The sequence below is a fragment of the Labrys okinawensis genome, assembly GCF_047345005.1.
GTDB classification, from domain to species: Bacteria; Pseudomonadota; Alphaproteobacteria; order Rhizobiales; family Labraceae; genus Labrys; species Labrys okinawensis.
On record NZ_CP178864.1, the window covers coordinates 292,510 to 312,364 of the forward strand.

Annotated in this window: 22 protein-coding genes; 4 read left to right on the forward strand and 18 right to left on the reverse strand. The window is 61.8% G+C overall.

The features are described from left to right. Window positions 1-595 precede the first annotated feature (595 nt). The 4 genes from ACMDCR_RS01450 to ACMDCR_RS01465 form a co-directional block, all read right to left on the reverse strand. A complete protein-coding gene (locus ACMDCR_RS01450; RefSeq protein WP_413990807.1) occupies window positions 596-802 on the reverse strand; it encodes a hypothetical protein in 207 nt (68 codons plus the stop codon). Window positions 803-1,045: 243 nt separating this feature from the next. After that, window positions 1,046-2,062, reverse strand: a complete 1,017-nt coding sequence (locus tag ACMDCR_RS01455) for an amino acid ABC transporter substrate-binding protein (RefSeq protein WP_413990808.1) — start codon at window positions 2,060-2,062, stop codon at window positions 1,046-1,048. 89 nt (window positions 2,063-2,151) lie between these two features. After that, window positions 2,152-2,757 (reverse strand): L,D-transpeptidase, encoded by a 606-nt coding sequence (locus tag ACMDCR_RS01460; protein ID WP_413990809.1) that lies wholly within the window; start codon window positions 2,755-2,757, stop codon window positions 2,152-2,154. Then, a complete protein-coding gene (locus tag ACMDCR_RS01465) occupies window positions 2,754-3,239 on the reverse strand; it encodes a hypothetical protein (protein ID WP_413990810.1) in 486 nt (161 codons plus the stop codon). Before ACMDCR_RS01465 ends, ACMDCR_RS01460 begins: the two co-directional genes overlap by 4 nt. A 258-nt stretch (window positions 3,240-3,497) precedes the next feature. Here ACMDCR_RS01465 and ACMDCR_RS01470 point away from each other — a divergent pair, with 258 nt between their 5' ends. After that, the gene (locus ACMDCR_RS01470) at window positions 3,498-3,971 is read left to right on the forward strand and encodes an arginase family protein (RefSeq protein ID WP_413990811.1); all 474 of its coding nucleotides are present in this window, start codon (window positions 3,498-3,500) and stop codon (window positions 3,969-3,971) included. Between the two features lie 51 nt (window positions 3,972-4,022). On the opposite strand, the gene ACMDCR_RS01475 is transcribed toward ACMDCR_RS01470, so the two are convergent. From ACMDCR_RS01475 to ACMDCR_RS01495, 5 genes are all read right to left on the reverse strand, one after another. After that, entirely contained in the window at window positions 4,023-4,235 is a 213-nt protein-coding gene (locus tag ACMDCR_RS01475; RefSeq protein WP_413990812.1) for a cold-shock protein, read from the reverse strand. 412 nt (window positions 4,236-4,647) lie between these two features. Beyond that, window positions 4,648-5,988 carry a glycoside hydrolase family 130 protein gene (locus tag ACMDCR_RS01480; protein WP_413990813.1) on the reverse strand — a complete coding sequence of 447 codons (1,341 nt, stop codon included), beginning with the start codon at window positions 5,986-5,988 and terminating at the stop codon, window positions 4,648-4,650. Between the two features lie 57 nt (window positions 5,989-6,045). Then, on the reverse strand, window positions 6,046-8,343 hold the full coding sequence (locus tag ACMDCR_RS01485) for a glycosyltransferase family 4 protein (protein WP_413990814.1): 2,298 nt from the start codon (window positions 8,341-8,343) through the stop codon (window positions 6,046-6,048). Beyond that, window positions 8,340-9,287, reverse strand: a complete 948-nt coding sequence (locus ACMDCR_RS01490; RefSeq protein ID WP_413990815.1) for a class I mannose-6-phosphate isomerase — start codon at window positions 9,285-9,287, stop codon at window positions 8,340-8,342. The genes ACMDCR_RS01485 and ACMDCR_RS01490 overlap by 4 nt, the downstream gene beginning before the upstream one ends. Window positions 9,288-9,417: 130 nt before the next feature. After that, entirely contained in the window at window positions 9,418-9,561 is a 144-nt protein-coding gene (locus ACMDCR_RS01495; RefSeq protein WP_413990816.1) for a hypothetical protein, read from the reverse strand. Between the two features lie 451 nt (window positions 9,562-10,012). On the opposite strand from ACMDCR_RS01495, the gene ACMDCR_RS01500 reads away from it, so the two are divergent. After that, window positions 10,013-10,222, forward strand: a complete 210-nt coding sequence (locus tag ACMDCR_RS01500) for a hypothetical protein (protein WP_413990817.1) — start codon at window positions 10,013-10,015, stop codon at window positions 10,220-10,222. Between the two features lie 91 nt (window positions 10,223-10,313). On the opposite strand, the gene ACMDCR_RS01505 is transcribed toward ACMDCR_RS01500, so the two are convergent. From ACMDCR_RS01505 to ACMDCR_RS01520, 4 genes are all read right to left on the reverse strand, one after another. Further along, window positions 10,314-10,574 carry a DUF1488 domain-containing protein gene (locus ACMDCR_RS01505; RefSeq protein ID WP_413990818.1) on the reverse strand — a complete coding sequence of 87 codons (261 nt, stop codon included), beginning with the start codon at window positions 10,572-10,574 and terminating at the stop codon, window positions 10,314-10,316. Between the two features lie 16 nt (window positions 10,575-10,590). Then, window positions 10,591-11,148, reverse strand: coding sequence for a response regulator (locus ACMDCR_RS01510; RefSeq protein WP_413990819.1), 558 nt, complete (start codon window positions 11,146-11,148; stop codon window positions 10,591-10,593). Further along, entirely contained in the window at window positions 11,148-11,429 is a 282-nt protein-coding gene (locus ACMDCR_RS01515) for a hypothetical protein (RefSeq protein WP_413990820.1), read from the reverse strand. Before ACMDCR_RS01515 ends, ACMDCR_RS01510 begins: the two co-directional genes overlap by 1 nt. A gap of 157 nt (window positions 11,430-11,586) precedes the next feature. Then, window positions 11,587-11,790, reverse strand: coding sequence for a hypothetical protein (locus tag ACMDCR_RS01520; protein ID WP_413990821.1), 204 nt, complete (start codon window positions 11,788-11,790; stop codon window positions 11,587-11,589). 709 nt (window positions 11,791-12,499) lie between these two features. On the opposite strand from ACMDCR_RS01520, the gene groL reads away from it, so the two are divergent. Together groL and ACMDCR_RS01530 are read left to right on the forward strand one after the other, a co-directional pair. Then, a complete protein-coding gene (groL, locus tag ACMDCR_RS01525) occupies window positions 12,500-14,122 on the forward strand; it encodes a chaperonin GroEL (RefSeq protein WP_413990822.1) in 1,623 nt (540 codons plus the stop codon). 2 nt (window positions 14,123-14,124) lie between these two features. After that, window positions 14,125-14,340, forward strand: a complete 216-nt coding sequence (locus tag ACMDCR_RS01530; protein WP_413990823.1) for a hypothetical protein — start codon at window positions 14,125-14,127, stop codon at window positions 14,338-14,340. Window positions 14,341-14,537: 197 nt separating this feature from the next. Here ACMDCR_RS01530 and ACMDCR_RS01535 read toward each other — a convergent pair whose 3' ends face one another. From ACMDCR_RS01535 to ACMDCR_RS01555, 5 genes are all read right to left on the reverse strand, one after another. Continuing rightward, the gene (locus tag ACMDCR_RS01535; protein ID WP_413990824.1) at window positions 14,538-16,037 is read right to left on the reverse strand and encodes an aldehyde dehydrogenase; all 1,500 of its coding nucleotides are present in this window, start codon (window positions 16,035-16,037) and stop codon (window positions 14,538-14,540) included. Beyond that, the gene (locus ACMDCR_RS01540) at window positions 16,034-17,113 is read right to left on the reverse strand and encodes an Ldh family oxidoreductase (RefSeq protein ID WP_413990825.1); all 1,080 of its coding nucleotides are present in this window, start codon (window positions 17,111-17,113) and stop codon (window positions 16,034-16,036) included. Before ACMDCR_RS01540 ends, ACMDCR_RS01535 begins: the two co-directional genes overlap by 4 nt. Window positions 17,114-17,139: 26 nt before the next feature. After that, window positions 17,140-17,961, reverse strand: a complete 822-nt coding sequence (locus tag ACMDCR_RS01545) for an ABC transporter permease (RefSeq protein WP_413990826.1) — start codon at window positions 17,959-17,961, stop codon at window positions 17,140-17,142. Further along, on the reverse strand, window positions 17,948-18,715 hold the full coding sequence (locus ACMDCR_RS01550) for an ABC transporter ATP-binding protein (protein ID WP_413990827.1): 768 nt from the start codon (window positions 18,713-18,715) through the stop codon (window positions 17,948-17,950). Before ACMDCR_RS01550 ends, ACMDCR_RS01545 begins: the two co-directional genes overlap by 14 nt. Window positions 18,716-18,805: 90 nt before the next feature. Next, window positions 18,806-19,822 carry an ABC transporter substrate-binding protein gene (locus tag ACMDCR_RS01555; RefSeq protein ID WP_413990828.1) on the reverse strand — a complete coding sequence of 339 codons (1,017 nt, stop codon included), beginning with the start codon at window positions 19,820-19,822 and terminating at the stop codon, window positions 18,806-18,808. Between the last annotated feature and the right edge of the window lie 33 nt (window positions 19,823-19,855).

Sequence of the window (19,855 nt, forward strand, 5' to 3'; positions counted from 1 at the left end):
TCCGAGGCCCGATTGAACCGCCGCTTCCGCCCAGCCCCTTTGATCCCGGTTTTTGCCGGCGGCACGCCAGCCGCAGCGCTTTTCCTGTCTGCTCATCATGCCTGCAAGCCAGCATGGGGCGGGAGAGCGGGGATCAGGCAGGCCGGCTCGCCGTCTTCGGGCGGCGGGGGATTCTCGCCTTCGGCTGTGCCGGAGGCTCGATCCGGTCCGTTTGGCCTGCTTGACGGGGCTTGATGAGGAACCTGTGGGATCGGCGGTCCGTGGAACCGCCCTTGCGATCCCCATGCGATGGGAAAGGGCTTTCGGGCTCGGCTTGCAAGGCCGAGCCTTGGGAGCCCGGTTGGATCCCTGCCGGCTTGCCGGCAGCGGTGGCGGTGACAGCGAGGACAGGGCTGTCGGCGCCGGCGAGCGGGGCGAGAGATCGCTCCATGCGCTCCCATCCCCATCGTCGGTTCCCTGGGCGAGACGATGCATGCGGCCGATGGCTTCCCTGGCTCGGAAGCCTTGATGGCTGACATCGTCTGGCCGGCATGGCTTGGAGGGGAGGGGCCGCGCCCTCCTGTCCTCTTCATGCCTTCCATCTGGCGGCTTGGAGCTACTCAAATGGCGGGGCCGGAAGGCCGCGCTGGTGCGGGGCTCCCAGGCGATGGAAAAGACGCCCCGGCCTTGCCGCGTTGATGTCGGCGCGCGGGCCATGGGTGAAGGAAGGGGCGACGGCGGCCGCATCGACAGGCAGCCAGGTCTCCACGGATATGAGCATCGCGGCCGCATCTGCGGCCGCCGTCGCCCCGATCTTCCTCATGCTCCGGCCCGGACAGGGCGCGGAAAGGCGGAGTCGTGGCTATGGGCGGAAGCGCCACGCGAATGGAGTGTCGATCTCCACAGCTACATCGGCCAAGCCGATGGAGTGAGATCGACATTCTTGGAAACGACGCGCTTGTCGAGAAGAAGGATGTCGATCTGGAGATCGACACTCCGTGTTTGGTGCGCCTCGCCTCGGAAGGTTATCGCCAAAAGGCGAGAATGACCACGGAAGGTCCGATCGTCACTCGGCCGGTGGGGCGTATTGAATGCCGCCGAGGCTCCAGAGCTGGTTCAAGCCCCTTGGAATGCCGAGCTTGGAGTTCTTGCCGAGATTGCGCTCATAGACCTCGTCATAATTGCCGACCTGCTTGACGACGTTCACCACCCAATCCTTGGAAAGGCCCATCTTCTGGCCCATGTCGCCATCCGCACCGAGCAACCGCCGGACGGCGGGGCGGGTCGAAGCCTTGGCCTGGTCGAGCGTAGACTGGTTCACGCCGAGTTCTTCCGCGTCCAGCATGGCAAAATGCACCCATTGGACTAGGTCGCGCCACTTCGGATCATCCTGGCGCACCGCCGGCCCAAGCGGCTCCTTCGAGATCACCTCGGGCAGGATGATATGCTCGCCGGCATCGGGCAGCCCCAGGCGGGCGGCATAAAGCTGCGAGACGTCAGAGGTCACGACCGAGCATTCGCCCTTCTTGTAGCGATCGACGGAGTCCTGCGTCGAGTCCGTCAGCACGACGTCGTATTTCATCGAATTGGCATCGAAATAGTCGGCTTGGTTGCGCACGGTCGTCGTGTCCTTCTGTACGCAGACCTTGCTGCCGGTAAGTTCCAGCGCCGAATTGACGTTCCTGGCCCGCGGCACCATGAAGCCCTGGCCGTCATAATAGGTGGTGCCCACGAAGCTCAGGCCGTAATCCAGTTCCCGCGACAGCGTCCAGGTCGAATTGCGGGCCAGGATGTCGACCTTGCCGCCGTGCAGGGCGTCGAACCGGTCGGTGGTCGAAAGCGGCACGAACTGCACCTTGCTGGCGTCGGCGAAGACCGCGGCAGCAACCGCGCGGCAGAAATCCACGTCGAAGCCGGACCACTTGCCCGAGGCATCTTTGCTCGCGAAGCCCTCCAGGCCCTCATTGACGCCGCAGATGAGGTTGCCCCTTGCCTTTACGGCGTCGAGCGTCTGCGCGCCGGCACCGGTCGCCGCTGCCAGGCCGAGCATCACGGCCGCGGCCTGAATGGAAATTCGCTTCATTTTCGTTCCCCTCGCTCGCAACTTCAAGATGCCAGGCGCGCCGTCGGCGGCGCGCAAACGGGCAGGCGGCATGTCACACCTGAGTGAGCTCAGACCTTCGGAGCCTGCCGAACGACCACGCGCGTGCCCACCGGGACCCTGTCGTAGAGGTTGATGACGTCGGGATTGACCAGGCGGATGCATCCGGACGAAACGGCATAGCCGATCGTTTCGGGCTGGTTGGTGCCATGGATGCGGTAGTCGGTGCCACCGAGATAGAGCGCCCGCGCCCCCAGCGGATTGCCCGGGCCGCCCGCCATGAAGCGGGGCAGATAGGGCTGGCGCTTGATCATCTCCGGCGGCGGCCGCCAGTCAGGCCATTCCTGCTTGCGGCTGATCTTCAGGAGACCCGACCACTGGAAGCCTTCGCGCCCGACGCCGATGCCGTAGCGTATCGCCGTCTTGTTGTCCTGGACAAGATAGAGGAAGCGATCTTCCGTCTCGACGATGATCGTTCCGGGCGGTTCGTTCGAGCGGAAATAGACGGGCTGCGGCCGGTATTCCGGCAGGAGCTGCTCTTCAGTCGGATCCGGGACGAAGCCGGGCCGTTCCATGTCATATTTGGGGTCCAGCGCCTGCTGCTGGGCAAGGGCCGCCGGACCCACGATGAGAACGGCGCCCAGGGCGAGCGCCATGTATCTGCCTGTCCACGTCATGATTTTGCCGCCCCGCAACGGACATAGAGCAGCGTGCCATAGCGTTTGGCAGCGTCCGGATCGACCCACAGGGCGGTGAAGCTCGTGGGGTCATAGGACAGGACCCGCCGGTCGTGCGGATCGCCGGCCGGTCCCTGCGGGCCGATATAGACGGCGCCGTCACTGGCCGTCTTCACGAAGAGTTCCTGCGGCGTCGCCTGATCGGCGAGATGCATCATCACGCCGCCATTCGCACCCTTGCCGATCACATAGGGATTGGAGCAGGCCGCCTTCGCTTGCGCCTGGGTCCGGACCCGATCCTGCTCAGCGCGGTAGGAGGCCAGGCCCCATTTGCCGACGAGTTGGTCCGAGGTGATGGAAAATTGCGGCGTGGCCACGGGCGTTGAAGTACTGCATCCCGCCAGGGCGATGGCACAGAGCAGCGCGCCACCGGCGCCCTTCCCTCGTACCGCTGTTACGAAACTCTGCAAATGTGGGCGCATGGAACCAGTCCTCGGTAGCATTCGGCGGCGAACCGTATCGATAGGCATTGGGAGGAAACTTGTAACGGTAGGATAGTAGACGATACGGGCGCGGCGGCAAGAGGATAGTAGCGTTGCACTGTGGCTTTGACCGATTGGACGGCGGGCTACATTCGATCCATAGCAGCGATTTAGTTCGCGAGGGCAGCGGGCATCCTTCGAAGTGCTGTCATAACTTATTGAGGCCGCCGTTCATTTTAGGCTCAGGAGGAGGAAGATTTGAGCGAAAAGACACTACGCCTCCACATACAACAATGGCAGGGCGGAAACCTTGAAGCCTATCACCTCGGTGCGCAATTGCTGGCATGGCTGGCACCGGCAGCGAACGACCCGGTGGCGACGGTCGACGTCGCTGAGTCCGACGGCCCCAAGCTCATGCTGGAAGACGGCATCATCACCCGCAGCGTCGTGCTGCAGCAACTCGACCGCACAGAACAAATCCTCAGAAGGGAAGCGCCGGACAAGGTGGTCGTTCTGGGAGGCGACTGCCTCGCGGACCTTGCCCCTTTCGCCTATCTCAACGAGCGCTACGAAGGTGACCTGGCGGTTCTCCGGGTCGATGCGCATCCCGACGTGATGACGCCGCAAGAGACTGTGCATGCGCATGCGATGGTCCCGGGCAACCTGATGGGTCTCTCTCCTTTGCCGATGCCCGGTCCGAAAATCCAGTTTGCGACAAGTGCAAATCCATGAGAACGCTGGATAGAGTTCGAAGTCCGACGGACGCTGCCGTCCCGGGGGCCGCTACTCCAAGGCTTTCAGGCGATCAGCAGACATTTTTCCACTGCGCTTATCGGCCACCAGTTCGAAGCTGATCTTCTGACCTTCCCGCAACTCGTACAGGCCTGCGCGCTCTACGGCGCTTACGTGAACGAAGGCATCCGGACCACCGCCCTCGGGTGAGATGAAGCCAAAGCCCTTTTGGGAGTTGAACCATTTTACAGTGCCAGTTGGCATAGGTAGAACCTTTCGCGTCAAGAAAGTGACCTGCAAAAGCGCAGACCTGCAGAAAATCATTTGGACGTATAGATAGGCGGTCGATCGCTGCCCGGATGCAAGCTAAATTATGCATCGTGTGAACATTTGGGCGATTTAACTTCGAATGGTATCACCGAGATTCGCAAACTTCGTTTGATTTCGGTGCGTTAGCCTGGTGATCCTCTCCCGCCGGAACGCATTTTGCTTTGGGCATAGATTGCTGGGACGCCAGGCTGACGATGTGCACATGACGACGATCGTCGCATGTTTGCCGCTCATCCTGAGATTCTCTGCATGGTACCAGAAGTGCGCCCGCGGCCGATGCGTCCGAACGGATCGTGCCATCGGCCGGATGTAGCTCACTGGCAACCAGATGAAAGGATGCGGGTTTTCAAGGCGTCAAACTCGACAGCAGATCGGCGATCTCTATCGTCGAGACATGGCAGAAAGTATCGGATACGGCATAGGGCAGAACAATCCGGCTGCCATGCCGCATCGCGCCGCAGGTATAGACGACGTTCGGAACATACCCCTCACGCTCGGAAGGCTCGGGCTTTATCAGAGGTTGGCTTGACCGTGCCAGAACCTTCGAGGGATCCTGCTTGTCCAACAGAACCGCTCCGATGGAATACTTCCGGACTGGGCCTACGCCGTGGGTCAGCAGAAGCCAGCCCTCGTCAAGTTCGATGGGCGAGCCGCAGTTGCCGATCTGAACGAATTCCCAGGGGAAGCGCGGTTTCACAATAGCCGTGCCGCCATCCCATGCATAAAGATCGTCGGAATAGATCAGATAGAGATTCTCGTTGTCCTGCCGGGCAATCATGGCATAGCGGCCGGCAATCTTGCGCGGAAACAGGGCCATGCCCTTGTTTCGGGCCGCCGATCCTCGCAGTGGCATCATCCGAAATGAGACGAAATCCGTGGTCTCGATCAACTCCGAACGTATGGCCATGCCATTATAGGCTGTGTAGGTGGCGTAATTGGTCCTGCGGCCCTCATCCTCGAATGCAACGAAGCGGGCGTCCTCGATGCCATTGGACTGGCTGAGCGTAAGGGGAAAGATCACGCGCTCGCTCAGTTCCTCGGCGGGGTCGAAACCAACCTCGACCGCTTCGCCCCCCTCGACCGCTTCTCTGCTTTCCACTCTTGGAAGCGAGGCGAGGCGCGAGGCGGGCGCCATGCTGACCGAGCCATCGGCCGCGATGAGGCCGGATCGAAAGGTGAGAGAGGAAATATGTCCCTCCCCGACAGCGCGCAAGCTGAGGACGACGCGGTATCCTCCCTCGGGCGCGCCCGACTGATCGGGATCGACGATGATGCTTGGATTGAACAGGGCTGATGCCTCGAACGAATATTCGTTCAGGAAGTAGGCCCCCACGAGCAGGCGCTGGGCACGGGTGAAAACGGTGTGCGACGCGAATGCGTCCTCCATTTCCTCGGCCCGCCTCTCGAGCAAGGTCAGGAGATTGCGGTGCCGGGATTGGAAATTGCCCAGAACTTCGGTGAGTTCCAATGTCGCTTCCTCGGGACTGAGCGCCAGGACACGGTCGACAATGTGGTTGGCTCTCGTCTTGTCGACCGGGCTGAGATCGCGCGGCTCGGTCGCGGGCCTGAAGGGGCGCACGATGACTCTCGCCGGATTGGGGCGAAGATAGACGTTCTGCCGATTGAAGGCTGGGCTCTGGGACACCACGTCCTCCATTTGCCTGGGCGGGTGCAAGATAGGATCCATCAATCTATTCCAACTTTTCTGGACAAGCGCCGACAACAGAACGAACCGAGAGCACTCTCAGGCATGGAGGGCGCGGATCGGCTTGAGCCGCACCGTCTCGGCATTTTCGCGCGCCAGCTGGCGAATTTCCGCCAGGCTGATCAGATAGGACAGAACGGATTCGCCTCCCTTGTTTTCGTTGGCCCGATCAGGATGCAGCCCGTCGCTGCAGCTTCCCGTCCGAGGGTCGACCAGCGGCACCGATAGATCATTGCTGCCCAGGAACCAGGCAAAGATCCGGGTCGCATCGCCCTGCCAGATCACGTCATTGGTTGCGCGCCAGGCGGACAAGCAGGCGGAAATCATGGCTGTCGCCTCTACCGGCTGCTGGTCGAAGGCATGCGGAGGCTTGCGCTTCTCGCCGAAGCCCCTGGTGCCCACAGGCCTGAAGAAACCGCTCGGACTTGTCTGCAATTGTGTCAGCCAGCGGAGGGAACGCAGGCCCGCTTCGACATAGATGGGATTTCCCACCGTGCTTCCGGTCACGATCAAGGCTTGCGACAGCCGGGCATTGTCATAGGAAAGCCCTTCCTCGAACCAGATCCAGTCCGCTGTCTCGACCGAGTGGAGCAGCGAGATCAATCGGTCGGCAAGGAGCGTTCGTAGACGCAGGGCCCGGACATCGTGTCTCGCCACGGCGCAATAATCGTCGAGGCCAAGCAGTGTGAACGCCCAGGCACGGGGTGACGTGAAGTGCTCGACCGCCTCCAGCGCCTGCTCGAACAGAAAAGCCGCCCAACGCCGGCGCGATCCGTTGGCATCGCTGCTCGCTGTCTTGCCGAGAGCCCAGAGCGTTCGTCCGTGGCTGTCTTCCGAGCCGGTATCCTCGAGCCAGCGACGATCGAAACTCATGAAGTTGCGGAAGCGCTTCGTATCCGAATTCCAGGCATGCTGGACGAAGGCAGCCAGGCGCGTCGTCTGAATTTCGGAAAGCCGCAGTTCACCCGGGCTGTTCAGCGCGCAGGCCAGGAGGAGCGCTCGGGCGTTGTCGTCGACGCAGTAGCCATGGTCCCGATCCGGCACGCAGAGAACCGCATGCTGGAAGAGCCCGGTGTCGTCGCACATCGAGAGGAAATGACTGAGTTCCATCGGGGGCGAAGCAGCGGTATCGCGCGCGAAAAGACGATGATCGATCTGCCTGCGCTCCTTATGGGCCGCCTTGATGTGGCTGTTGCGTATGGCCTTCTCGAAGACGGCGAGATAGCGCTCGGCCGTGCGCTCCCACGTCATCGACCGGCTTGTGGCATAGGCCCGCTCCCGCATGGCCTGGCGACGGGTATCGTTGCTGAGCAGTCCTCCCACCGCGCTTCCGATGGCGCGGGTATCGTTGAAGGGAACCAGGATGCCGCGACCGTCGGCCAGAAGTTCCTGGGCATGCCAATACGGCGTGGAGACCACGGCCTTGCCGAGCCCGAAGCTGTAGGCCAGCGTGCCGGATGTCATCTGCGCCTCCTTGAGATAGGGCGTGACGTAGACATCGCACATCGAAATGAAGGAGAGCAGGGTCGGCTTGTCGACGAACTGGTCGAGGAACACGACGCGATCCTCGATCCCGAGATTGCGAACCCGCTCCATCAGGCTCTCGCGATAGGCTTCGCCCTGCTCAAGGACGAGATTGGGATGCGTTGCACCGAGCACGACATAGATGGCGTCCGGCTGGCTCTGCAGGATGGAAGGCATGGCATCGATCATGGTTTCGATGCCCTTGTTGGGCGAGAGCAGGCCGAAGGTCAGGATGACGGACTTGTCCTTGAAGCCGAGCTTGGCCTTGGCCCGATCCGGTTTGACAAAGGCAAAATCGGGAATGCCGTGCGGAATGACCTCGATCTTTTCGTCCGCCACCTCATAGATCGTGCGCAGGAGTTCGCGCCCTTTCTCCGCCATGACGATGACCTTCGACGAAGCATCGACCACCCTGACAAGAACACTTCGCTGCTCGGGAGTAGGCTCGGCCAGGATCGTATGAAGCGTGGTGATGATCGGCATGGTCAGGCGCGAGAGCAGCGTCATGATATGGCTGCCCGCCTCGCCACCGAAGATGCCGAACTCATGCTGAAGTGAGACGGCGTCGACATGCCCCGTATTCAGGAAATCAGCCGCCTCGATATAATCCTCCAGCCTATCGTCGTGGATCTGAAGCTGTACGGCGGAGGGATAGGCATAATGGTGGCCATGATCGGTCATGACGACGATCGACGTGTCCAGATCGGCTCGCGATGCCGCCACCGCCTGCTGGAGATCGGTCGTGAAGGTTGCGATCCCGCAGCGGCGGGGTAGGGAATTGCCTATAAAGGCCAAACGATTCAACGAACTCATATGCGCACTTCCATCGTGTTCAAGGTCGATCGAGAAAGGATCGAAGGGCGGGGGAAATCGGGGCTGGACGCGTCCGGCGGCAGGTGATCGAGCAGGGTAAGCACGTCGGCCGCGGGCTTGGGGCCGGGATAGGCCAGGAGGCCGCTGAGGCCCTGCGCTCCAACCGTGATGGGAACTTCTTCGGCATCCATGAAGAAGGCCTTGCCGATGCCCGCCTTCATCCGACCGACTTCTGCGTGGCCGTCCAGCACAAGAAGCCAGGTTTCGTGTTCTGCCTTGAGCTCCCAATTGGAATTCGCAGCAAGATCGATGCGTTCGAGGATGAAATAGGGATTGGCGACCAGCAGTATCCTGACATCCGAGAGCCGTGCAGCCCTGGCCTGCGTGACCGGAGCTTCTCGACTTGAGGCCGCTACGGCATCATTCACATCGAGCTTGCGCTGCCGCCCGTAGTCGAACAGCCGGAATGTCGCGTCGCTTCGCTGCTGGATCTCTGCCAACACGATCCCTGGACCGATCGCATGGATGGTGCCCGCAGGAACGAAGATGACATCGTGCTTCTGGACGCCGCGCCATTGCACCAGGTCCGAGATGGAGCCGTCCTCGATGGCCGTTCTGAGCTGCGCCGGATCGAGTTCGCGCTTCAAGCCAAGAGCTACGCTCGCATCGGCGGTAGCGGAGAGAATATACCAGGCTTCGGTCTTGCCATGGTCGAGACCGATCGACCGCGCGAAGGCGTCGTCGGGATGAACCTGGATGGATAGAGGCTCTGTGGTGAACAGGAGCTTGAGAAGCAGGGCCGGTTCAACAGTGATGAGCGCGCTACGCTGGCACCACAATTCCCCGATCGGGCCGCGCTGATCCCGGATATCGCTCCAGGGCAGCAGATCCAGACTTCCCCAGGGTTTGCGAACCGCGCGCATGTCGGCCTGCTCGAGCGTCATCGTGATCTCCTGGTTCGCACCATCGGGCTACCGGAGGTGACGATTGGTCTGGCTGTCTCGATCCTGACGCTGGGACACCGAGGATATGGGCCCGCATCGCCGGCTAGGACGGGAAAGATGTCGAGGCGCGCTATCCCTTTTTCTTAGGAAGAACATTGCTGACGGGGGTCAGCATGCCTCGCGTCAATAAGGAGGTTGCAGCGGCCGGCGCTGTCGGCTTGGCCGTCTTCGGCTTGCGGGTTTCCCGATTGCCGCGTTTTTGTCCCTTGGCCATGCTGTTCTCCTTTGGTCTGCCACACTTAAAAAATAGCGCTGGGCGGCAACGCGGTGCCCCGCGATCCCCAAAAATCGAGAGCTCGATGAAAGGAACGCCCGCAGTGCGAACTGGCACGTAGAAAAGGTTTCACGAAAAGACCATTTTGGTCAATTCATGCTAGGATAAAACAATAATTATTTTCTGGTGCTTAAGGTAATTACGCAAATTGAAATTAAAAGAGGCAAAAGATCATTATTTTAATTTATCTTAATTCACAAATTACTGGAAGATTCTGGTGATTTGATTTATGGTGTTTCGGAAATTACAGGGGTCAACCCGTTTCGAAACTGTCGTTAACAATCTGAGACGCGCACGCAGGGGGCGGAAGCCACACGTCGCGCCCTGCTCGTCCGGCGTTTTGTGGTGATGACCCCGCCGCGCCTATTTTCAAATGCGAAGGAGAATCCAAATGGATACGGATGTCAGGCCTATCTACACGAGCTCCAATGGCGATCGCTGGGTCCTGATCAGCGCCCCGGGATCCGGTCGGTCCTTGGTTCGGCATGAACCAAACCGGTCTTCAGGCGGTAAGGCCGTTGAAATCGAAGTCGCCGACTTCATTCTAAGCGACGGCGAGACCCCGCAAGGAGTTGCGCTGCGCGCATTATTGCAAAAATGATCCTTTGGCACCGCCGAGGCGATCCAAAAGCCGAATTAGAAGCGCTGCTTGCTCTTCGTCGAGGACCTCCCCCGGCTGTATATTGGGATGGTCAGAAATCCTTCTGCGCCAGCGGATAATAGTTTCCGCGCCGGGATGAATAAGCCCTTGCGGCGACTTCCTGGATTTGCGGTCGGTTTGCGTCAAAGATCTGAAGAAGATCTGCTTCACCTGTACTCGGACGGTCAGCGATACGCTCCAGCATGTCACGGCCGACAAAAAAGGATATCTCGAATGCCGAGTCATATCCCCAGAAGCAGACACTCTGCTTTGAGACCTGGTAGTTTCTGCTGGTATTTGGAAAGCTGATCATCGCTGGGTTCCTTCGGTCAAAAAGGGCCTCGTCCACATGTCTGCGGCGACGCCAGTTGCTGCTGCACCTGGCGAACCAAAGCGCCGACCGGATAAGGCTTCGGCAGAAAACTGCCTGCGACGACATCTGACTCGGCCTGGGCATCGATCCAGGTTGAGTGGATCAGAATCTTCATGCTGGGAAGATGGCGGGCCACATAGCGTACAAGAGCCAGCCCTCCTGGTGCCTGGTCCAGGTCGATATCGGCAATCATCACATCGAAGTCGCGGCGGCTGTTGAGCATGTTCATTGCCACGCCGGCACTGTCGCACTCGATGACTTCGTATCCTTCGTCGAGCAGTTCGTTCGCGCAGATCAGCAGGGATGGCAGATTGCTTTCGACCAGCAGGATCAAGGCCGAGGTCAGCGAAAGCGGCCCGGGGCCATGGTCGGGCGTGGCCGTGCCTGGGGCAATGGCGCTGGCCGGTCTCACCAGAGGCGGCCGTGGCAGACTTGGCGTTCTTGCATCCGCGGAATTCGCAACCGGGCCGGCTGAAGCCCAAGGGTTACGCAGCGCTTCCCCTTCGGCGGCCATCAGGACGATTTCATCTGCTTTGCCGCGACCATGTCGAGCTGGATCATGGCATCGAATGCGGCTGGAGCCACGCGTACGACCTGGACCCGGTTCTGCGGCCTGGAAATCGCCGGCAGATGAATAAGAGCCGCGACGCGTCGATAGGCGAGAAACGACAGGCCCTCGAGCAGTTCCTCGTCCATATCGACCCGATAGTCGCCTGGAGGCTGGCTCTCGTCCATGCCATCGATCTGGAAGGACCTGGCGAATGTTACCGTTGACTGCGACGTCCGAATGGTCATCCCATCTCTCCGGTGATCGTATGATTTCTGCGCAAGCGGCCGCAGATCATGCTTCCACGAATGGCCGCACGCGCTGGCAGGCATTCCGCGTCACCGGCTGTCAAACCGGCTGTCATGGCGCGGCCATCGTCGGGCAAAGAAGAAGGGCCCACCTGTATCATTTCACCCGGTCGATGCTGTGGAGCAGACTCTCACCAGCAACGCGCTCGTGGATCTCGATGCTGCGCTTGATACGGTACCGCGGTTCGGGCGATGCCTCGGGCAGGAGGCGGGTTACTTCGTAGCCAGTACCATCCGCCATGTCGCGATGCTCGCTCTGCAGCGAGACATGCTCGCCGAGCCTGAATTTATGCTGTTTCATTGGGGTGTCCTGACGTGTTCGATGTTGAACACTCAACAGAAACTACTATGCCGAAAACCGGCGTTTCCAAAATTCATGGACAGAAAAACATCTATCCAGAGCCTCAAAAATCAATGCATTCGCAGCGCATCAAATAATAATTCTGTAGTTAATGTATTGTACTCCTTATATTCTAAATGACCATAGCTGGTTATGAAATTAATTTATTGAAAATGCCGGCTGAAAATCTCAAGGATTGAAGCTCATTTTTCTAAAAAACTCGAAAGATTTATCTCGAATATTTCTGTCACTCATATCATTCGAGTGCCAAAGGGTGTACAAAGCCAATGTGGCTCGCGACGCTCGCCCAGCCCGGAAGGGACCTCCCGGTGTTAGTCCGACCACCTCGAGACCAAGGCGACCCGAGCGTTGCAAAAGGCCAGATAGGGGGAATGCCGCTCCCGATGGAACGAAGCTCGCCAGAAGGGCGACCAGATCGCTGGCAGGCCTGCAATGCGCAATGCGGGCGGTAGCGACGTTCCGCCAGCGACCAGGCCTGGCGCTCTTGTCCTTTTCGGCAAAGAGGGTGGGGGCCAGATCAAGCGACGGGTTCTCCCGATCCATGAAGGGAAGCGATGTCCCTTGGCTTCATCGGCGGCGCCAAAACCGATGACGTAGCCGCCCAATGCGTCGCACCACTTTTTCTTTTCATAAGGACCGGAGTTCGACCATGCCCGCTAAAGACGTCAGATTTTCCGCCGATGCGCGTGACCGCATGTTGCGCGGCGTCGAAATTCTTAACAACGCCGTCCGGGTGACGCTGGGCCCCAAGGGGCGGAATGTCATCATCGACCGCTCCTTCGGGGCCCCCCGCATCACCAAGGACGGCGTTACTGTCGCCAAGGAAATCGAACTGGCGGACAGGTTCGAAAACATTGGTGCGCAGATGGTGCGCGAAGTCGCCTCGAAGACCAATGACCTTGCTGGTGACGGCACCACCACGGCAACCGTTCTGGCCGCTTCCATTCTCCGCGAGGGCACGAAATTCGTGGCCGCGGGCATGAATCCCATGGATCTCAAGCGCGGCGTCGACATGGCAATCCTTGCGGTGGTCAAGGATATCGAAGAGCGTGCCAAGAAAGTGCGATCCTCCGAGGAAATCGCTCAGGTCGGCACCATCGCCGCCAACGGCGATGCCTCGATCGGCGCAATGATCGCCAAGGCGATGAAGAAGGTCGGTAACGAAGGCGTCGTCACCGTGGAGGAAGCCAAGAGCGCCGAGACACAACTCGACGTCGTGGAAGGTATGCAGTTCGATCGCGGCTATCTCTCGCCCTATTTCATCACCAATGCCGAGAAGATGTCGGCCGAGCTGGAGGATGTCTACCTCCTGATCCACGAGAAGAAGCTGGCGGGCCTGCAGGCCCTCCTGCCGCTGCTGGAAGCGGTGGTGCAGACTGACAAGCCCCTTGTCATCATCTCCGAGGACGTCGAGGGCGAGGCGCTTGCAACCCTGGTGGTGAACAAGCTGCGTGGCGGCTTGAAGGTCGCCGCCGTCAAGGCTCCCGGCTTCGGTGACCGCCGCAAGGCCATGCTCGAGGATATCGCCACGTTGACGGCGGGACAGCTCATCTCCGATGATCTCGGCATGAAGCTGGAGAATGTCACGATCGATATGCTCGGCCGTGCCAAGCGCGTGCGGATCGACAAGGACAGCACGACCATCATCGATGGCGCAGGCAAGAAGAAGGACATCGTGGCCCGGATCCAGCAGATCAAGGGCCAGATCGAAGAGGCAAGTTCAGAGTACGACACGGAGAAACTGCAGGAGCGCCTCGCCAAGCTATCGGGCGGCGTCGCTGTCATCCGTGTCGGCGGTGCCACCGAGATCGAGGTCAAGGAAAAGAAGGACCGAATTGAGGACGCATTGAACGCCACGCGTGCCGCCGTTCAGGAGGGCATCGTCCCCGGGGGCGGCGTGGCGTTGCTGCGGGCCAAGGCAGCCTTGGCGAAAATCACTTCGAGCAATCCCGATGTCCGGGCCGGCATCGCGATCGTGATGCGCGCCCTGGAAGCGCCGATTCGCCAGATCGTCGACAATTCCGGTGGTGAAGGCTCGACCGTGGTGGGCAGGCTCCTGGAGGCGAATAATCCGAACCTCGGTTTTGATGCGCAGACCGAAACCTATGTCGACATGGTCGAGGCCGGCATCATCGATCCCGCCAAGGTGGTGCGAGCCGCTTTGCAGGACGCAGGTTCGGTTGCCGCGCTGATGATCACGACCGAAGCGATGATCGTGACGGCAAAATCGGACGAAGCCGGCGCCGCGCCAAGTGCTGGAATGGGATATTGACCATGGCAAATGTCGAGCTGACGAAAGTCGAGCAACGCAGGAACGGCCAACTCCTGTTCAGCGTTCGGGTGCAAACAACCGCGGGCAGAATGGAACTTCCGACTGCAATCGAGGATCAGGGATCATCGGCTTTGAATGAGGCGGCGGTCCTGCGATCCACACTCACCTTTGCGGAAGAACTGGCGGCGACGGTTCGGTCAAAACTCGGGGGTGGCTAGAGCAAAGCGCGTTTAAGCGTAAACGCTGCTTTGCAGTCACTCTTTGTTTCGGCGCGTCTTTGCGATTCTTGCCAATTCCGTCAAATCGCAAAACGCTCCATCAGGCATAGCGCCAATGGCCGATCCTGGTCCAAAGCGGTCCATCTGAACAGATCGAGATCGTCCTGTGCACGTCCAGGCATCCGGCACGAAGCTCGTTACCGTAATGAGACCCAGATCGTCTTGGTCTGAAGATACTGCTCGACGGCTTCGGTGCCATTGTCGCGGGCGAGGGAGCCCGAGCGCTTGTAGCCGCCGAACGGGGTGGTGACATTGCCCTCGGTGAAGCCGTTCACCGCCACCGTGCCGCAGGGCAGGCGCTTGGCGAGGTGGAAGGCCTTGTCGATGTCACGGGTGAAGATGGTGGCGTGCAGGCCGTAATCGGTGTCGCGGGCAATCTTCAGCGCCTCCTCGACGCCGTTGGCGCCGATCACGCCGAGCACCGGGCCGAAGATTTCCTCGCGCGCCACCCGCATCGCAGGCGTCACGCCATCGAAGACTGTGGGGTCGACGAAGCAGCCGGGCAGGCCCGCGCTGGCGCCGCCGCCCGCCAGCAGGCGCGCGCCCTCGCTCTTGCCGGCCTCGATATAGGAGAGCACGCGGCTCTGGTGCTCGGCGCTGACCATCGAGCCGAGATCCGTACCCGGATCGAGCGGATCGCCGACCACCAGCGCCCGGGTCTTTTCCAGCACGCGGTGGAGGAAGGTGTCCTTCACCTTGAGGTCGATGATCTGGCGCATGTTGGCCGAGCAGTTCTGGCCGCCGTTCCAGAAGGCGGCGTTGATGGCGCTGGAGATCAGGGCATCGTCGATATCGGCATCCTCGAGCACGATGAAGGGGCTCTTGCCGCCCATTTCGAGGCCCACCGGCTTGAGGTTGCTCTCGCTGGCATATTTCAGGAAGTAGGCGCCCACTTCCGTCGAGCCGGTGAAGGAGACGACATCGATGTCGTTATGCCGGCCGATCGCCTGGCCGGCGGTCTCGCCGAAGCCGGGCACGACATTGAGCACGCCAGCGGGCAGTCCTGCCTCGGTGGCGAGCTCGGCGAGGCGGAGCGCGGTGAGCGGGGTCTGCTCGGCGGGCTTCAGCACGGCGGAGCAGCCCGCAGCGAGGGCCGGCGCCAGCTTCCAGGCGGCCATCAGCAGCGGAAAGTTCCAGGGCAGCACCAGGCCGACGACGCCAACCGGCTCCTTCACGATCATCGCCACCGTCTTCTCGCCGGTGGGCGCCACCTTGCCGAAACTCTTGTCGGCGAGTTCGGCATACCATTGGAAGAAGGTCGGCACTTCATGGCCGATTTCGTTGAGGCAGTCCTTGATGGTCTTGCCGCTGTCGAGGCTCTCCATCACCGCCAGTTCCTCGGCATGCTCGCGCACGAGATCGGCGAGGCGCAGCAGCACGGCCTTGCGCTCCTCGGGTGCGGCGCGTGACCAGGCGCCATCCTCGAAGGAGCGGCGCGCGGCGCCCACTGCCTTGTCGACTTCAGCGGCATCGCAATGGGCGACAGTGCCGAGGACAGCGCCGGTGGCGGGGTTGATGTTCTCGAACACCCTGCCCGAGGTGGCCTCATGCCAGCTGCCATCGATATAGGCCCTGGACGGGAAGGCAAGGCGGCTGGCGATCACGCGATAATCGGCGGCGGAGGAGGGTGACGTCATCGGGTGGGCTCCGGAGCAGGTTCGGGTTCGGGGATGGCGGTCGGCATCGCGAGGCCGAAGCGGGCGGCAAGGCGCCCGAGGTCGCCGGCAATGCCGGGATGGAGCCGTACGCCCTTCGCCAGCGCTTCGCGCTTGCGGCCGAGGGCGGCCTCGCCCGGCAGGCGCACGCGCGGCCTGCCTGCGGGGACGCGAGCGGCGCGGCAGGCATCGGCGAGCCAGCCGGTCTGGCGGGTGAAGCCGTCGAGGCCGCCGAAGAGGCCGGGCGCGAAGGCCAGCACGAGCACGCTGGCGCCCCATTCCGTCGGCTTGTCGGCGCGGCCATAGGCGCCGAGTCCCTGGGTGAGCGCTTCGACCATCAGGGAGAGGCCGTAGCCCTTGTGCCCGTGGTCGAGGCCGCCCACGGGCAGGATCGAACCGCCCTGCTTCATCACGGTAGGGTCATCCGTGGCGGTGCCATTCTCATCCATCACCCAGGCACCCGGCAATCTTCCCCCAGCTGCGCGTGTTCGTCCGCACAAGGCGGCCGTCGTGATCGAGGTGGAGATATCGATGATCATGGGATCGCCGTCCGTGGGAATGCCCGCCGCAATGGGATTGGGGGTCATGACGGGTGTCAGGCCGCCGAAGGGGGCGACATGGGAATCGCTCGGGTCTGACGAGAGCACCAGCACCATCTGCCCCTTGCGCGCCGGCTCTTCGAGGAAGGCGGCGAGGCAGGCGATATGGTGGCTGCGCCGGAGGGCGATGGCGCCGATGCCGAAGCGCTCGGCGCGCCTCGCGGCCTCCTCCACCGCGAGCCTGGTCGTCCATACGCCGGGCAAGCGCCTGGCGTCCCAGGTGGCGATGGCGGCGTGGTCGACGACGATGGCGGGCTGGCCCTCCTTCTCCATCGTGCCGTTGTCGAGTTCCTCGACATAGTCGGCCAGCAGCGCCAGGCCATGGGTCGTGTGGCCGAGGAGATCGGCCTCGATGAGGCCCTGCGCCACCGCCTGCGCCGGCTTGTCGCCGAGGCCTGCCGCCTCGAGCGCGGCGGAGGCAAGTTTCTTCAGGTCTTCATAGCGATAGCGCGGTTCCATGGCTTCGTCTCCCGGGAGCGGTGGGTTCAATGCCGGCGCACGGAGATGTGCCAGGGAATGAGCAGGCGTTCGGCCAGCGTCACCATGCCGAACAGGAGGAGGCCGAGCACCGTGAGGAAGAAGATGCCGGCAAAGGCGAGGTCCGGCCGCATATTGCCGGTGACGATCTGGATGTAGAAGCCGAGGCCCTGGTCGCTGCCGATGAATTCGGCGATGGTGGCGCCCACGGTGGCGTTGACGGCCGCATATTTGAAGCCGACGAAGCATTGCGGCAGCGCCGCCGGCAGGCGCACCTTCCAGAAGGTCCGCCAGGGACCGGCGCCGGTGGAGCGGCAGAAGCGCGTCAGCTCGTCGCTGAGCGAGCCGAAGGCGTGGATGGCGTTGAGCGCCACCGGAAAGAAGCAGACCAGCACGACGATGATCACCTTGGGCAGCAGGCCGAAGCCGAGCCAGGAGATGAAGAGCGGCGCAAAGGCGATCTTCGGCACCATTTCGAGGCTGACGAAGAAGGGATAGATCGTCCGCCGCAGGATCGGCGAGAAGGCGATGGCGAGCCCCATGGGAAGGCCGACGGCGATGGCGAGGAAATAGCCGAGGAAGCTTTCCAGGCCCGTGATCAGGAAATAGTTGGAGAGGCGGGGAATGTCGGCCCACCCCTTGGCGACGATTTCCGAAGGCTTGGGCAGGATATAGGCCGGGATACCGAAGAGGTCGACCGACCATTCCCAGCAGAGGAAGAGCCCGACGAAGAAGGCCAGGAACGGCCAGGAGCGCTGCAGCGAACCCGCGAGGCGCAGCAGGAGGGCCGGGAGGCGCCCGGTTTCGGCGGGTTTTTCAGATGACGCCATAGTCACGGAAAATCCCCTGGATACGATGGACATGGCCGGTGAATTCGGGCGTGGTCTTGACATCGAGATCGCGCGGCCAGGGCAGGTCGATGTCGATGGCGCATTCGATCCGGCCGGGCCGCGGAGTGATCACGCAGACGGTGGAGGAAAGCTGCACCGCCTCCTCGATCGAATGGGTGACGAAGACCACGGTGGGCCGGCGCTTCATCCACAGCGCCTGCAGGTCGGTGCGGATGCCCTCGCGCGTCATGGCGTCCAGCTTGCCGAGCGGCTCGTCGAGGAGCAGCGTGTCGGGATCGTGCACCAGCGCCTGGCAGAAGGCGGCGCGCTGCTGCATGCCGCCGGAAAGCTCATGCGGATAACGCCCGGCAAAGCCTTCGAGGCGCACGGAGCGCAGCAATTCGCCGATGCGCCCGGCATGGGCGCCCGGACTGAGGCCGCGCATTTCGAGCTGCAGGGCGACATTGCCCTCCACTGTGCGCCACGGCACCAGCGTGTTGTCCTGGAACATGATGCCGATATCGGTCTGCGGCCCACTGACGCGCTTGCCGTCGACCAGGATCTCGCCGCGCGAGGCATCGAGGAGGCCGGCGATCATCAGCATCAGGGTGGATTTGCCGCAGCCGGATGGACCGAGCAGCGAGATGAAGCCGCCGGATGGGATGGTGAGATCCGCCGGGCCGAAGGCATGCACCGCCTGCGGGCCGGAGCCGAAGGTCTTGGCAAGGGAACGCAATTCGATCGTCGCGGCCATGGCGCTGGAGGGGTCCGTTCTGTCAGGCCCTATGGGATCAAGGAAGCACCCCGGGCGCCGTTCGGGCACCCGGGGCCGGGGACAGTCCGCCTATTTCGGCAGGAAATCGTTGGTGTAGAAGGCGCTGGCCGCGTCTTTGGTCTCCAGGCCGTTATATTTCTTCATGAGGTCCAGCATGTCGTTCCAGTCCGCGGGAACGTTGAGCCCGAGCACCTTGTCCTTGTTGGCCTTGGAATAGAGGATGCCGAGCGTGACCTTCTCCACCGCGAGGGCCTGCTGCTTGCCGGCATCCTCGGCCATGCTGCCACCGACGATATCGGCCATGGCGTCGACGGCCGCCTGTGGATTGGCTTCTGCCGCCTTGTAGGACTTGATCGTCGCGCCGACGAAGCGCTTCACCAGGTCCGGATTATCGGCGAGCAGCTTCTTGGTGGTGACGATGCAGTAGCCGATCTGGTTCACGCCGAAGTCCGAATAGGCAAAGGTCACCGGCGGCTTGCCGCCATTGGCGAGAATTTCGGCTGGCTTGTCGTCGAGGCCGCCGAGAATGCCGACCGTGCCACCCGCACCCTGCAGATAGCTCGACACGATGGCGCCGTCCGGCACATTGGTGACGCCGATATCGCTATCCGACAGTCCGGCATTCTTGAGCACCAGCGGGAAGAAGGTGTTCACGCCGGCATTGGCGGTTGTGAGGATCTTCTTGCCCTTGAGGTCGGTGATCTTGCTCACACCGGCATCGGGACGCACGATGATGGCGTCGGTGCCCATCGCGTCGATTACCGCCACCGAGATCAGCGGCGCGCCCTTGGCGACGAGGTTCACCATGCTGGCGCAGGAGCCATAGGAGAAGGTGCTGTCGCCATTGGCAACCAGGCGGTGCGCCGAGCCCGAGCCATTGCCGGAGCGGATGTCGAGATCGATGCCGGCATCCTTGAAGAAGCCCTTGTCCTTGCCCAGCGCAAAGGCGGCGTGAGAGCCGTACCACATCCAGTTGAGGCGCAGGCGAACCGCATCCTCGGCCCGCGCCACGCCCGCGCCGGCTATCCCTGTTGCCGCCAGCAACGCGATGGCGGTACGCTTCGTCCAAAGTCGCAATCCGGTCATGACGATCCCCTGTGGTTCTCCGGAGCAAAGCGC